Source organism: Streptomyces sp. NPDC001393, assembly GCF_053597455.1.
On sequence record NZ_JBSFIH010000016.1, the window covers coordinates 81,072 to 95,174 of the forward strand.

Annotated in this window: 12 protein-coding genes; 7 read left to right on the forward strand and 5 right to left on the reverse strand. The window is 71.6% G+C overall.

What is annotated here, in order from left to right:
- Nucleotides 1-296: 296 nt before the first annotated feature.
- From ACWC2T_RS19440 to ACWC2T_RS19450, 3 genes are read right to left on the reverse strand one after another with little or no spacing between them, the layout of a single operon-like run.
- Nucleotides 297-1,241, reverse strand: coding sequence for a hypothetical protein (locus ACWC2T_RS19440; RefSeq protein WP_450671568.1), 945 nt, complete (start codon nt 1,239-1,241; stop codon nt 297-299).
- 60 nt (nt 1,242-1,301) lie between these two features.
- Nucleotides 1,302-1,478 carry a DUF397 domain-containing protein gene (locus ACWC2T_RS19445; RefSeq protein WP_450671629.1) on the reverse strand — a complete coding sequence of 59 codons (177 nt, stop codon included), beginning with the start codon at nt 1,476-1,478 and terminating at the stop codon, nt 1,302-1,304.
- 10 nt (nt 1,479-1,488) lie between these two features.
- Nucleotides 1,489-2,340, reverse strand: a complete 852-nt coding sequence (locus tag ACWC2T_RS19450) for a helix-turn-helix domain-containing protein (protein WP_450671569.1) — start codon at nt 2,338-2,340, stop codon at nt 1,489-1,491.
- Between the two features lie 119 nt (nt 2,341-2,459).
- On the opposite strand from ACWC2T_RS19450, the gene ACWC2T_RS19455 reads away from it, so the two are divergent.
- Nucleotides 2,460-3,080, forward strand: a complete 621-nt coding sequence (locus tag ACWC2T_RS19455) for an ATP-binding protein (RefSeq protein ID WP_450671570.1) — start codon at nt 2,460-2,462, stop codon at nt 3,078-3,080.
- Between the two features lie 75 nt (nt 3,081-3,155).
- On the opposite strand, the gene ACWC2T_RS19460 is transcribed toward ACWC2T_RS19455, so the two are convergent.
- Together ACWC2T_RS19460 and ACWC2T_RS19465 are read right to left on the reverse strand one after the other, a co-directional pair.
- The gene (locus ACWC2T_RS19460) at nt 3,156-3,320 is read right to left on the reverse strand and encodes a hypothetical protein (RefSeq protein WP_450671571.1); all 165 of its coding nucleotides are present in this window, start codon (nt 3,318-3,320) and stop codon (nt 3,156-3,158) included.
- Nucleotides 3,321-3,522: 202 nt separating this feature from the next.
- Nucleotides 3,523-6,498 (reverse strand): BTAD domain-containing putative transcriptional regulator, encoded by a 2,976-nt coding sequence (locus ACWC2T_RS19465; RefSeq protein WP_450671572.1) that lies wholly within the window; start codon nt 6,496-6,498, stop codon nt 3,523-3,525.
- 179 nt (nt 6,499-6,677) lie between these two features.
- On the opposite strand from ACWC2T_RS19465, the gene ACWC2T_RS19470 reads away from it, so the two are divergent.
- From ACWC2T_RS19470 to ACWC2T_RS19495, 6 genes are all read left to right on the forward strand, one after another.
- Entirely contained in the window at nt 6,678-7,901 is a 1,224-nt protein-coding gene (locus tag ACWC2T_RS19470) for an amidohydrolase family protein (RefSeq protein ID WP_450671573.1), read from the forward strand.
- 5 nt (nt 7,902-7,906) lie between these two features.
- A complete protein-coding gene (locus tag ACWC2T_RS19475) occupies nt 7,907-8,824 on the forward strand; it encodes an LLM class F420-dependent oxidoreductase (RefSeq protein ID WP_450671630.1) in 918 nt (305 codons plus the stop codon).
- Nucleotides 8,825-8,854: 30 nt separating this feature from the next.
- Nucleotides 8,855-9,625, forward strand: a complete 771-nt coding sequence (locus ACWC2T_RS19480; RefSeq protein WP_450671574.1) for an SDR family NAD(P)-dependent oxidoreductase — start codon at nt 8,855-8,857, stop codon at nt 9,623-9,625.
- An 88-nt stretch (nt 9,626-9,713) separates the two neighbouring features.
- Nucleotides 9,714-10,832, forward strand: a complete 1,119-nt coding sequence (locus ACWC2T_RS19485; protein ID WP_450671575.1) for an LLM class flavin-dependent oxidoreductase — start codon at nt 9,714-9,716, stop codon at nt 10,830-10,832.
- Between the two features lie 13 nt (nt 10,833-10,845).
- Nucleotides 10,846-12,576, forward strand: a complete 1,731-nt coding sequence (locus tag ACWC2T_RS19490) for an N-acyl-D-amino-acid deacylase family protein (protein ID WP_450671576.1) — start codon at nt 10,846-10,848, stop codon at nt 12,574-12,576.
- Nucleotides 12,573-14,021: an aldehyde dehydrogenase family protein gene (locus ACWC2T_RS19495; protein ID WP_450671577.1), complete on the forward strand. Its 1,449-nt coding sequence runs from the start codon at nt 12,573-12,575 to the stop codon at nt 14,019-14,021. The genes ACWC2T_RS19490 and ACWC2T_RS19495 overlap by 4 nt, the downstream gene beginning before the upstream one ends.
- The last annotated feature ends 82 nt before the right edge of the window (nt 14,022-14,103 follow it).

The window sequence follows — 14,103 nt, forward strand, 5'->3', positions numbered from 1 at the left end:
CCGGCGTGCCGCCACCCCGCGACCGCGCCCCACCCACCGACCGGAAGCCGCCGAGCCGGCCCGGCGTGCGGGCGAGGCGTGGCCGCGTCCGTCGACCCCGGCTCAGAACGCAGGCGACCCGCGCCGCAAACCCCGCCAGGGCACCCGCTCTTCCGGGCCGCTCGCTCGCTTCTCTCCCGTGCTGGAGCGAGGTGGGTCAAGGGTGGCCCGGAGGGCCATCGCCGAAGGCGACGCGTAGCGCCCTTGACGCGCCTCGCGGAGGCACGACACTGGCCGAGAAGCGGGCGGCCCCACGGTCACTGGGAATCGCCGGCCAGGGCAGCAAGGGTGGCCCTGATCTCCTCGACCATGTACTCAGGGCGGTGGAAAACGTCCTCGGCGCTGAAGCGGAGGAGGCTGCGGATCTCCGGACACCTCAGGATCTGGTTGAAGCGAGCAACGTCCCTACGGTGGGCGTCACGAGTTCCGTGGTAGGCGTATCCCTCGATCTCCACCGCCAGCCCTGCCGCCCTGAACAGGAAATCGACGACGCGGCGACTGCCGTCCGGGATGCGTAGCTCGGCCTGGCTCTCGGGGTGCAGGTCGGCGTCGTACATGCGCAGTCGGGCAACGGTCTCGGCTGGTGAACCGGCGAGCGGGTCGGCCAGGGGCAGCCAGTTCCGGGCCCGGACCGACCCTTGCAAGGTCGTCTCAAGCGCCGCGGCGATCTCGTCCAGCTTGGTGAGCGGTGCGCGACGGACCCGCCCGACCCTGCGGTACGTCAGCGCCGAGTCCACGGCGACGATCGCCTCGTCCCTCGGGCCGCGCCGGAGCAGGTCGGCGAGCGTGCGGGTGGGAGTGGTGAGCCGCAGCCCCTGTCGTTCCACCACGTCCCTCGTGCTGAGCGGTATCCGGTGTACGTGCACGCCGTTGCTCACACCACGGATGGTGAGCCGCGGGGCGATGAACTCCAGCGGCGTCTTGCGGCCACCCCCGAGCATCTCGATCCGCCAGAGCGCGGCCGCTGAACCGTGGCTCACGATCAGCCGGGGTTCGCGGAGCAGCACGGCCCGGAGGTGAGTGAAGAGGTCCGGGTCCCGCCCCGGCTCGGTCCAGGCTCCCTGCCGCAGCCGGGTCCAGCCTTCTGCCCGCAGCGCACGTGTGAGACTGCGCCGGGGCCAGCCGGCCTCCACGGCACGCGAGGTGAGCAGGACGCCCCGGTCCGCCAGCGCCCTCAGTGGCCTCAGTTCCGTCCGCCCCACCCCGGCAAGATCGCAGAATCCGCGACGTGCCGCTTGCCCTGTGGATAACGCCGGGTGGGGTCAGCCCTTCAGCGAGGCGAGGAAGGTGCTCCAGGCGAGGGGCCGGAAGAGGAGTACGGGGCCTTCCTGGGCCTTCTTGGAGTCGCGGACGGGGATCACCGTGCCGGGGTGAGCGTCGGCGACTTCGACGCAGTCCCCGCCGCTGGAGTTGCTGTAACTGCTCTTGCGCCACAGCATGCTGCTCAAGTCAAGCCCTGTGCTTGCCATTTCGGTAGTCCTTCGCCGCCTGCTCGATCATGGCCAGGGACGCTTCAGGTGGTAGTGCTGCGGCCCTGAGCAGATCGTACGACCTGCGGTAGTCCTTCACGATGGGCGGATAGTCGATGAGTTGGCCGCTGTGGAGGCCCTCGGTGTAGACCACTGGCGGTGCGTCCGGGAACGTCATGACCTTGATCATGCCCATCATGAGCGGGTGGCCAGCGTGTGTTTCCGGCAAGATCTGTAGAACGCCTCGTGCGGAGCGGACCACGCGCGCGATGTGCTCCAGCTGTTTTGCCATCTCCTCCGAGGACAGCAGTGTCGTGCGGATCAGCGGCTCGCGAATGACGGTCCAGAACGCGGGTGGCTCGTCGCCCTCCCAGAGCTTGGCGCGTTCCAGCCGGGCGCTGACCTGCCGTTCGATGGTCGCGGGCGGCAGCCAGGGGCTCCCCGTCTCGATGACGGCTTGGGCGTACTCCTTGGTCTGGAGCAGACCGGGCAGGAGCATCGGCGCCCACTCCTCGATCGTCTCCGCATGCCGCTCCATCTCCGCCACATCCGCGAAGTACTCCGCATGCCCCGACTGCCGTGCCCGGCGGGCATCTTCACAACGCCGCTCGAAAAACCCGTCCGTCCCCAGCACCCTGTCGACATGCCGGGCCAGATCCACCGGCATGCGTCGCTCACCGCGCTCGATCTGGCTCAGGAACGGCACGCCCCGGAAGCTCCCCTCAGCCAGCTGCTCCAACGTCAGCCCCGCCAGCTCCCGTTGGTAGCGCAGTTCGGCGCCGTAGAAGGAGGGGACGTTCGCCGACGCGTCGGGGTCTTTGCGTGGGGGCACAACTCATCACCGCCGTTTGCCACTTGCGCTGCGTAGCCGGAACCTCTTCAAAAGGTACTGACGTGGACGCCACCGTGTGACTGTTTCGTCACAGAGAGCACAGGAAGGCGTACGCAACCGTGTCGTCCTCGCATCCCCCCACCGGCCACCCCGCCAACTCCACCTTCGACACCACCCTGTGCGTGGAAGACCTGCGCGACGCCCTCGCCGCCCATGGCATCACGCTGCCGTCCCTCCGGGTGGACCTGCCGAGCTTCGCGGGCACGTACCGGCCCTCGGCCGGCCTGGTCGCACTCGGCAACTGCAACGCCGCTACGGCGCGCAGGCTGGTGGCGGTGCTGCGGGACGCCGGTACGGCACCGAGCCGGCCGCCGCTGGACGTCGAACTCGTCGCCGTACCGAAGGTGCTCCAGGGCCTCCGCCGTACCGTGCGCCGCTACCTCGACGCGCCCTGCTCCGATGTCCAGCTCTGCGTCACCGAACTCGTCACGAACGTGATCCGGCATGTGGGGGAGGGGAGCGCGGTCCGTGTGCGGGTGGCACGGACGGACGGCAACCGCGTCCGCGTCGAGGTCACGGACCCGGCCGGGCAGGCCCTACCCGAGTCCCTGCCCGGCACCCTCGACGCCGAGGACGGGCGTGGGCTCGCCCTGCTGGACGCGGTGGCCCTGCGCTGGGGCGTGGAGCAGGAGGCGGAGGGCAAGACGGTCTGGTGCGAGCTCGGCGTTCACCGAACCTGACTGCCCCCGGACACACCTCGGCCGCGACGGCTCCCCCTCGGTGCCGTCGCGGCCGGTCCCCCGTCGGCCTTTGGGTCAGGCGGGCTCGGACGTGATGTGGATGTTGTCCGGCGTCACCGTGCCCTCGGACTTGGCGTCGGTGATGTGGATGTTGTCCGGCGTCACCGTGCCGTTGTCCTTGGCGTCGGTGATGTGGATGTTGTCCGGCTCGACCGTCTGGTCCTTCGTGGTGTCGCTCATGGTGCTTCCCTCCCTGGGCGCTGAACTCGGCTGCGTTCGTCCGGCCGTTCCCCCGATGGACGGCCGGACGAACAACTGGTCGCCCCACACTAGATCGTTGACGGGGCGTCCTCACCGGCAGTCCGTCTGCCCCCCGACGCGACGGACCGACAACAAGAGAATGGCGTCCGGCGATAAACGAACGATGAACGGTGCGGCGGGCTCACACGGCGGCGGCCGGTGACAGCAGCGCGCGGACCGCGTCGGCCTCGGGGGAGCCGAGCACCTCGTAGATGGAAAGGGCCTCCTGCCAGCACACCTGGGCCCGCCCGGACTGCCCGATCCCGTGCAGGGCACGGCCCAGCACGGTCAGGACGTTCCCCCTGCGCCACTCACCGCCGATCCCGCGCAGCACGGTCAGCGCGGTTTCGGCGTTGGCGGAGGCCTGGGCGTGCCGCTGGGTCTCGAGGTCGAGTTCGGCGAGCCGGAACAGGGTCATGCCCTCCCACAGCCGCTGGCGGCTCTCACGAAAGACCTGGAGCGCCTGGTGGAACCGCTCCGTCGCCTCGACGTGCAGGCCGTTCTGTGTGAGAGCCATGCCGAGGGCGTACCGTCCGTTGGCGCTCTTCACGGCGTGGCCCAGGGTCTCGTACATGTCGACACCTTGCTGGGCCAGGTCCACGGCGCTCCTCGGACGCCCGGTCACCACGTGGATGCGTGACAGGTTGCACAGGACGCTGGCTTCGCCGGCCCGGTCCCCGCAGTCCCGGAAGTCCGCGAGCGCCTGCTTGAAGTGCTTCTCCGCGTCGGTGTACCGCCGCTGGTAGAAGGCCATGGCACCCCGGCAGTTCTCGGCCCAGCAGCGTGCCAGCGGGTGGTCGGGTGCCTCTCCCAGCTCCAGGGCCTGGCGGGCGGCGTCGTCGGCTTCCGCGAAACGCCCCGAGAGCTGGTGGGCGTTGGCCAGCACCACCGCGGCCCGTACCTCCGCGCGCCGGTCGCCGCACGCCCGCGCCGCGTCGAGCAGGGCGAGGGCGGCGGCGTCGTACTCGCGCGAGTTGGCGCCGGACTCGGTCAGGTCGACGGCGACCCACAGGAGGTCGATGGCGCGCAGCAGGGTGTCCGGTCCCGCGAACTGGCGCACACAGGCGAGCAGGGACACCGCCTCTGCGTACAGCCAGTCCTGGGCTCCGTGCCGGTTCTCGAACTCGAGCCCCGGATACTCGGTCGACTGCAGATGGTCCACGACCCGGTCCCCCGGCCGCTCCATCGCATACACCTGCGCCGCCGTGGCCAGATAGAAGTCCAGCAGCCGCGACATCGCGGCCTCGCGCTCGCTCGGCGGCTGCTCGTCCCGTTCCGCGCAGGCACGCGCGTAGAGCCGGACCAGGTCGTGGAAGCGGTAGCGGCCGGGCGCAGCGGACTCCAGCAGCGACGTGTCCACCAGGGATTCGAGAAGGTCCTCGGTGTCCTCCGTCGGCAGGTTCAGGACCGCCGCCGCAGCCGCCAGGGAGATGTCCGGGCCGTCGGCCAGCCCCAGCAGGCGGAACGCCCGGGCCTGGGCCGGTTCCAGCTGGCCGTAGCCCAGCTCGAAGGTGGCCTTCACCGCCAGGTCCCCGGCTTGCAGTTCGTCAAGCCGACGCCGCTCGTCCGCGAGCTTCGCCGCCAGGACCGAGACCGTCCACGTACGGCGGGCCGCCAGGCGGGACGCGGCGATGCGGATCGCCAGCGGGAGGAAGCCGCAGGCCGCGACCACGTCCAGCGCGGCCTCCCGTTCCGCCGCCACCCGCTCCTCGCCGACGATCTTCGTGAAGAGGGCGAGCGCCTCGTCCGGGGACATCACGTCCAGGTCCACCAGGTGCGCCCCGGCCAGGTCGACCATGCGGACCCGGGATGTCACCAGGGCTGCGCAGCCCTCGGTCCCCGGCAGCAGCGGGCGCACCTGTGCCGCGTCCTTCGCGTTGTCCAGCAGGACGAGGACCCGGCGGCCGTCCAGGACCGAGCGGTAGAGCGCCGCGCGTTCGTCCAGGGAGTCCGGGATCGCCGAGTCCGCCGTGCCCAACGCCCGCAAGAAGGAGCCCAGCACCGTCTCCGGTTCCGCCGGGCGGGGGCCCGCGCCCTGCAGGTCCACGTACAGCTGGCCGTCCGGGAAGGCTCCCCGCGCCCGGTGGGCCACATGCACCGCCAGGGTCGTCTTGCCCACCCCGCCGATGCCGGCCAGGGCCGACACCGCCATCACCCGGCCCCCGGCGTCCGGGGACTCCGACGCCGAGGACAGAACCTCGCTCAGTTCGGACACGACGGACGTACGGCCCGTGAAGTCCGGGACCGACGCGGGCAACTGCGCCGGGCGGACCGGGACCATCGAGGGTTCCGCCGCCGGGGACGACGGCTCCGCCAGCGCCGGGTCCGCCTGGAGGATCCGCTGCTGGAGATCCCGGAGCCCGGGCCGCGGATCGACCCCCAGTTCCTCCGCCAGCAGGCGGCGCGTGTCGGCGTAGACCGCCAGGGCCTCCGCCTGCCGGCCGCTGCGGTACAGGGCCAGCATCAGCAACTCGCGCAGTCGCTCACGCAAGGGGTGCGCGGCCGTCAGTGCCGTCAGCTCCGAGACCGCCTCCGCGTGGCAGCCCTGCTCCAGGTCCATGTCCAGGCGGGACTCCAGCAGGCCCAGGCGCCACTCCTCCAGGCGGACCCGCTGGGTCTCGGCGTACGGGCCGGGGACGCCGGCCAGCACCTCGCCGTCCCAGATGCCGAGAGCCTGGTTCAGCAGCTCGCGGGCCCGGCACAGGTCGCCCCCCGCCCGTGCCTTCTCCGCGTCCGCCGCCAGGTCCTGCGCGACGGCCAGGTCCAGGGCGCCCTCGGCCGGCACCCGCACCGCGTAACCGCCGGATTCGCTGACCAGCACGCCAGGGGGCAGGATCTTGCGCAGCCGGGACGCGTACGTGCGCACCGCCGCCAGGGCCTGCGACGGGGGCTGAGGGCCCCACAACGCGTCGATCAGCTCCGCCGCCGTCGCCGTACGCCCCGCGCGCAGCAGCAGCGCTGCCAGCAGGGCGCGCTGCTGGGGCGAGCCCGTGCTGAGCTGCTCCTCGCCGCGCCAGGCCCGCACCGGACCGAGCACGCCGAACCGCAGCGCCTCCCGCTCCGCGACGGCCACGGAGCCGGGACGCCGCTGCTCAGGCACTCGCGGCCCACCGTCCATGCGTTCGTCCCCCTCGGAATCACGAACAACCCCGTCAGTTTGCCTTGTTCCGGGCGGTTGCGTCAGCCGTGGGAGACGCCGATCACAGGGCGGCGCAGTCCAGCACACAAAGCCCTCACACCCTCTTTGCAGACCCCCACTAGCTGACGGATCGTCAGATCGGCGCTACCGTGAGGGCCATGGAGACCACACAGTTCCCGCTGATCATCTCCGTCGACGACCACACCGTCGAGCCCGCCGGTGTCTGGCAGGACCGGCTGCCGAAGAAATACCGGGACACCGGGCCCCGGATCGTGCGCGCCCCGCTGAAGGAGATGACCTTCCTCGGCGGGCGTTTCAGGCCCGTCATGGGCGAACCCGGCAGCACCGACGGGCCCCTCGGCGACTGGTGGGCCTACGAGGACCTGCGGCGGCCCCTCACCCGGCTCGACACCGCCGTGGGGTACAGCAGGGACGAGGTCAAGCTGGAGGTCATCACCTACGAGCAGATGCGGGCCGGGTCGTACGACGTGCCCGCGCGGCTCGCCGACATGGACGTCAACCACGTGCAGTCCGCCCTGTGCTTCCCCACCTTCCCGCGCTTCTGCGGCCAGACCTTCACGGAGGCCGCCGACAAGGAACTCGCCCTGCTGTGCGTGCGCGCCTACAACGACTGGATGGTGGAGGAGTGGTGCGGGCCCGAGGCGCACGGGCGGCTGATACCGCTCACGCTCATACCCCTGTGGGACGCCGAGCTGGCCGCCGCCGAGGTACGGCGGAACGCCGCGCGGGGCGTGCGGGCGGTCGCCTTCTCCGAGATACCCCCGCACCTCGGCCTGCCGTCCGTCCACACCGACGACTGGGACCCGTTCCTCGCCGCCTGCGACGAGACCGGCACGGTCGTCGCCATGCACATCGGCTCCAGCAGCCGTATGCCCTCCACCTCCGCCGACGCCCCGCCCGCCGTCGGCTCCACCATCACCTTCGCCAACTGCTGCTTCTCGATGGTCGACTGGCTGATGAGCGGCAAGTTCGAGCGGTTTTCGAACCTGAGGGTCATGTACGCCGAGGGGCAGATCGGGTGGATTCCGTACATCCTCGAACGCGCCGACGTCGTGTGGGAGGAGAACCGGGGGTGGGGCGGGGTCGCCGGGAAGGTCACCCGGCCGCCGTCCGAGCTGTTCGCCGAGCACGTCTACGGCTGCTTCTTCGACGACGCCTTCGGCCTGCGGAACCTGGACGCCATCGGGGTCGGCAACGTCCTGTACGAGACCGACTACCCGCACTCCGACTCCACCTGGCCCAAGTCCCGCGAGGTCGGCGAGGCCCAGATGGGCCATCTGCCGGCGGACCTGGTCGAGCGGATCGTGCGCGGCAACGCCATCGAGCTGCTGGGGCTCACCCCCGAGGGGCTGTGGCGGTGAGCGCCCTGGCGTACGGCATCCAGCTGCCCGTCCAGGCGCAGAGCACCCTGTTCGCGGAAGGGTGGGAGGCGGGGGCCGGGCCGGCGGACCTGGTGGCCGTCGCGCGGGCCGTGGACCGGGCCGGGTTCGACTACCTCGCCGCTTGCGACCACGTCGCCGTCCCGCGCCGGCTCGCCCCCGCCATGAGCACGGTCTGGTACGACCCGGTCGCCACCCTCGCCCACCTCGCCGCCGTGACCGAGCGGGTGCGCCTGCTCAGCCATGTGGCCGTCGTAGGGCTGCGGCATCCCCTGCTCACCGCCAAGCAGTACGCCACCCTCGACCACCTCTCCGGCGGCCGGCTGGTCCTCGGGGTGGGCGCCGGGCACGTCCGGGAGGAGTTCGAGGCGCTCGGGGTGGACTTCGAGCGGCGGGGTGCCGTGCTGGACGAGGTGATCGACGCGCTGCGGGCCGCCCTGGGCGCGGAGGAGTTCCCCGAGCACCACGGGAAGATCTACGACTTCGCCGGGCTCGGCCAGCGTCCCCGGCCCGTGCAGCCCCAGGTCCCCCTCTGGGTCGGCGGCTCCTCGCCCGCCGCGGTACGCCGGGCCGCGCTGAAGGGGGACGGCTGGCTGCCGCAGGGAGATCCGCCGGAGCGGCTGCCCGCGCAGATCGACCGGATACGGCACCTGCGGGCGGACGCGGGCATCGAGGCGCCGTTCACCGTCGGCGCCCTCGCCGAGCCGCTGTACGTCGGGCGGCCCGGCTGGGAGGTCGGGCGGCGGACCCGCACCGGGACGCCGGAGGAGATCGCCGAGTCGCTGCGGGCCTACCGGGCGATGGGCGTGGACCAGGTCCAGGTGCGGTTCCGCAGCCGGAGCCGCGCCGAACTCATCGAGCAGATCGGCATGTTCGGGGCCGAGGTCGCGCCCCTGCTGGACTGAGGAAGCCCTGCCGGACCGAGGAGGAGTCGCATGGGCAAGCTGGACGGACGGGTCGTCATCGTCACCGGGGCGGCACGCGGACAGGGCGAGCAGGAGGCGCGGCTCTTCCGGGCGGAGGGGGCGCGGGTGGCCGTCGCCGATGTGCTGGACGAGCAGGGGGAGGCCCTGGCCAAGGAGATAGGCGCGCTGTACGTCCATCTCGACGTCGGCACCGAGGAGGGCTGGCGGGAGGCCGTCGGGCGGGTCAAGGAGGCGTACGGGCACATCGACGGGCTGGTGAACAACGCGGGGATCCTGCGCTTCAACGCCCTCGTGGACACCCCGCTGGACGAGTTCATGCAGGTCGTGCGGGTCAACCAGGTCGGCTGCTTCCTGGGCATGAAGGCGGTCGTCCCGGAGATGGCGGATGGCGGGACGATCGTCAACACCGCCTCCTACACGGCCCTGACCGGCATGGCGGCCGTCGGGACGTACGCCGCCACCAAGCACGCCGTGCTGGGGCTGACCCGGGTGGCCGCGCTGGAGCTGGCGGGCCGGGGCATCCGGGTCAACGCGATCTGTCCGGGCGCCATCGACACCCCGATGTCCAACCCGGCGCGGCTCGACCCGGACGCCGACCCGGAGGAGATGAGCCGGGCCCTGGACGAGCTGTACCGCAAGCTCGTGCCGCTCGGGCGGGTCGGGCAGCCGGAGGAGGTGGCCCGGCTGGCGCTGTTCCTGACCTCGGCGGACTCGTCGTACATCACCGGGCAGCCGTTCGTGATCGACGGCGGGTGGCTGTCGGGGGTCAGCGTGATCTGACGGTTCGTCATCTATTGACGAATCTGACGGTACGTCAGAAAGTTCGTAGAACTCGTAGGGACCACCTGGACTGGGACGGTGAACCACCGTGGAATTCGGGCTCTTTGTACAGGGATACGTGGGCAAGCGCGCCGAGACCGACCCGCTGGCCGAGCACAAGGCGCTGATGGAGGAGACCGAGTACGTCATCCAGGCGGACAGGTCCGGCTTCAAGTACGCCTGGGCCTCCGAGCACCACTTCCTGGAGGAGTACTCGCACCTGTCGGCCAACGACGTGTTCCTGGGCTATCTGGCGCACGCGACGGAACGGATCCATCTGGGGTCGGGGATCTTCAATCCCCTCGCCCAGGTCAACCACCCCGTGAAGGTCGCCGAGAAGGTCGCCATGCTGGACCACCTCAGCGAGGGGCGCTTCGAGTTCGGCAGCGGGCGGGGCGCCGGGTCCCACGAGATCCTCGGGTTCATACCGGGTGTGACCGACATGAACTACACCAAGGAGATCTGGGAGGAGACCATCGCCGAGTTCCCGAAGATGTGGCTCCAGGACGAGTACGTCGGCTTCCAGGGCAAGCACTGGCAGCTGCCGCCGCGCAAGGTCCTGCCGAAGCCGTACGGGACATCGCACCCGGCGATGTGGTACGCCGCCGGCTCCCCGCCGTCGTACGCCATGGCCGCGAAGAAGGGGCTCGGCGTGCTCGGCTTCAGCATTCAGAAGGTGTCCGACATGGAGTGGGTGCTGGAGCAGTACAAGACGGCGATCGTCAACGCCGAGCCGGTGGGGGACTTCGTCAACGACAACGTGATGGTGACGACGACCGCGATCTGTGCGCCCACGCACGCGGAGGCGATCGAGATCGCGGTGAACGGGGGACTGCACTATCTGCCCTCGCTCGTCTTCCGGTACCACGACACCTTCCCGCGCCCCGAGGGCTTCCCCGTGTGGCCGGAGACGCTGCCCCGGTACACACCGGAGTTCGTGGAGCTCCTCGTTGAGGAGGAGCTGCTCATCTGTGGCGACCCCGACGAGGTGCTGCGCCAGTGCAAGCGGTGGGAGCAGGCGGGGGCGGACCAGCTGAGCTTCGGGTTGCCGGTGGGGGTGCCGAAGGAGGAGACGCTGCAGACGATCCGGTTGATCGGGGAGCACGTGATTCCGAAGATCGACACGGATCCGGTGCACCGGACCACCCGGTTCCGTCAGGCCGTCTGAGGGGGTTCGGGGCATGTTGGACCATCTCATCAAGGGCGTCACCGTCGTGGACGGCACCGGTGCGCCCGCCCGCACCGCCGACGTCGGCATCCGAGACGGTCGTATCGCCGCCATCGGCAGCGTCACCGAGGACGCCCGCACCGCCGAGGACGCCTCCGGTCTCGTCCTCGCCCCCGGCTTCGTCGACCCCCACACCCACTACGACGCCCAGCTCTTCTGGGATCCCTACGCCACGCCCTCCCTCAACCACGGGGTGACGACGGTGGCCGCCGGGAACTGCGGGTTCACCCTCGCGCCGCTCAACCCCGCCCGCCCCGAGGACGCCGACTACACCCGCCGGATGATGTCCAGGGTGGAGGGGATGTCCCTGGTGGCGCTGGAGGAGGGGGCGCCCTGGAGCTGGCACTCCTTCGGGGAGTACCTGAACGCCCTCGACGGGCGGATCGCCGTCAACGCGGGCTTCATGGTGGGGCACTGCGCGCTGCGGCGGCACGTCATGGGGCCTCAGGCGGTCGGCGGGCAGCCGAGCGGCGACCAGATGGACGCCATGCTGCGGCTGCTGCACGAGGCCATGGACGCCGGCGCCTGGGGGCTGTCCACCACGCAGTCGAGCACGCACGCGGACGGGGACGGGCAGCCGGTCGCGTCCCGGCACGCGAGGCCGGCGGAGCTGCTGGCGCTGTCGAAGGCCGTCGGCGAGCACGAGGGCACGCAGATCGAGGCGATCGTCGCCGGCTGCCTGGACCAGTTCAGCGACGACGAGATCGACCTGCTCGTGGAGATGAGCGCGGCCGCCGGACGGCCCCTCAACTGGAACGTGCTCACCATCGACGCGGCCGTGCCGGAGCGGGTGCCGCGGCAGCTCGGCGCGAGCGAGCGGGCCCGGAAGGCGGGCGGGCGGGTGGTGGCGCTCACCATGCCGATCCTCACCCCGATGAACATGTCCCTGGGCACGTTCTGCGCCCTCAACCTCATCCCCGGATGGGGGCCGATCCTCGGCCTGCCGGTGCCGGAGCGGATCGCCCGGCTGCGCGACCCCGCCGTCCGGGCGGAGATGCTGCGGCGGGCCCGGTCGAAGGAGGCGGGCGTCTTCCGGCGGCTGGCGAACTTCGGGCGGTACGTCATCGGGGACACCTACAGCGAGGCCAACCGTGGGCTCACGGGAAGGGTCGTGCGGGACATCGCCGAGGAGCGGGGGCAGGACCCCTTCGCCTGCCTGGCGGAGATCTGCGCGGCCGACGAGCTGCGTACGGTGCTGTGGCCGATGCCGACCGACAACGACCCGGCGTCCTGGGCGCTGCGCGCCGAGACCTGGCAGCACGAGGACGTGCTGCTCGGCGGCTCCGACGCGGGCGCACACCTGGACCGGATGTGCGGGGCGCCGTACACCACCCGGTTCCTCGGGGACTGTCTGCGCGGCCGGAAGCTGGTCGGTCTTGAGCAGGCCGTGAAGATGCTGACCGACGACCCGGCCCGGCTCTTCGGGCTGCGGGAGCGGGGACGGGTGCGGGAGGGCTGGCACGCGGACCTCGTCCTGTTCGACCCGGAGCGCATCGACGCCGGCCAGGCCCGGCTGGTGCACGACCTGCCGGGTGACAGCCCCCGCCTGGACTCCAAGGCGATCGGGGTGCGTGCCGTGTGGGTCAACGGGGTCGAGGCGATCCGGGACGACGTGGTGACCGGGGCCGTACCGGGGAAGGTGCTCCGGTCGGGGACCGACACGCGGACGGTGAGTACGAGGTGAAGGGGCAGCCGCTGTTCGTCGGCGGGGCGTGGGTGGCGCCGGACGGCGGGTACTACCCGGTGACCGACCCGGCCACCGAGGAGACCGTGGGCCTGGCGCCGGAGGCCTCGCCGGAGCAGGTCCGCGCGGCCTGTGCGGCGGCCCGGGAGGCGCTGGGGGCGTGGTCGCGGACCCCGCCGGAGGAGCGGGCGGCGGTGCTGGGCCGGGCGGCCGACATCATCCGTGACCGGAAGGGGCCGTACACCGAGCTGGCCCGCGCGGAGACCGGCGCGACCACGGGCACCGCCCGGGCCATGCAGGTCGGGGTGGCCGCCGCCCGGTTCCGCCGGTACGCGCGCGTGGAGCCCGCCGAGTGGGCGATCACGCCCCAGATCAACGAGGCCGGGCCGATGGGCAGGGCGGGCGTGATGGGCGCGCTGGCTCTGCGGCAGCCCGTCGGGGTCGTCACCTGCGTCACCTCCTACAACAACCCGTGGGCCAACCCGGCGGGCAAGATCGCCCCGGCGCTGGCCATGGGCAACACGGTGGTCGTGAAGCCCGCCCCGCAGGATCCGCTGTCCGTCTACAAGATGGCCGAGGCGCTTCAGGAGGCCGGGGCGCCGCCCGGTGTGGTGAACGTGGTCTCGGGGCGGGAGACGGCCGTGGGCGAGGCGGCGGTGGCGTCCGACGACGTCGACATGGTCAGCTTCACCGGGTCCACGGCCGTCGGCCGGCGGATCGGGGAGGTGTGCGGGCGGGAGATGAAACGCCAGCTGATGGAGCTGGGTGGGAAGGGCGCGGCGCTCGTCTTCGACGACGCCGACCTCGGCTCCGCCGTCGCCGGCATCGGCACGACCTTCTCCTTCTACAGCGGGCAGATCTGCACGGCACCGACGCGGGTGCTGGCGCAGCGAGGTGTGTACGACCGCCTGGTCGAGCAACTGGCTGGGTACGCCCGCCGGTTGAAGGTCGGTGACCCGTCCGCCCCGGACACGGTGGTCGGGCCGGTGATCTCGGCGGAGCACCGGGCGCGGGTCGAGTCGTACGTCGAACTGGGCCGGAAGGAGGGTGCGACGGTGGTCGTCGGCGGTGAACGCCCGCCGCTGGACCGTGGGTTCTACGTCGCCCCGACCCTGCTCGCCGACTGCGCCAACGACATGCGGGTGGCCCGGGAGGAGATCTTCGGGCCGGTCGTCGCGGTGATCCCCTTCGACGAGGAGGACGAGGGCGTCGCCCTCGCCAACGACTCCGAGTACGGCCTCATCGACTACGTCTGGTCCGGCGACGTGGCCAGGGCGTTCCGGGTGGCCCGGCAGCTGCGGGCCGGGGGCGTGGGGGTGAACACCGTCGGCCGCAACATGGAGGCCCCGTTCGGCGGCTTCAAGAAGAGCGGGGTGGGCCGGGACGTGGGCGTGTACGCCCTGCACGCGTACAGCGAGGTACAGGCAATCGTGTGGCCGGGGTAGGCGGGGCGAACGGGTGTGCGGGGGCGCGTGTCAGCGCCCCACCGCCACCGGAACGCCGGACGGCGACGCCGCCTGCTTCCTG

Coding starts and splice junctions, on each gene's coding strand:
- ACWC2T_RS19465 (WP_450671572.1), bottom strand. CDS start 6,498: ATGGACGGTGGGCCGCGAGTGCCTGAGCAGCGGCGTCCCGGCTCCGTG.
- ACWC2T_RS19445 (WP_450671629.1), bottom strand. CDS start 1,478: ATGCTGTGGCGCAAGAGCAGTTACAGCAACTCCAGCGGCGGGGACTGC.
- ACWC2T_RS19470 (WP_450671573.1), top strand. CDS start 6,678: ATGGAGACCACACAGTTCCCGCTGATCATCTCCGTCGACGACCACACC.
- ACWC2T_RS19490 (WP_450671576.1), top strand. CDS start 10,846: ATGTTGGACCATCTCATCAAGGGCGTCACCGTCGTGGACGGCACCGGT.
- ACWC2T_RS19460 (WP_450671571.1), bottom strand. CDS start 3,320: ATGAGCGACACCACGAAGGACCAGACGGTCGAGCCGGACAACATCCAC.
- ACWC2T_RS19480 (WP_450671574.1), top strand. CDS start 8,855: ATGGGCAAGCTGGACGGACGGGTCGTCATCGTCACCGGGGCGGCACGC.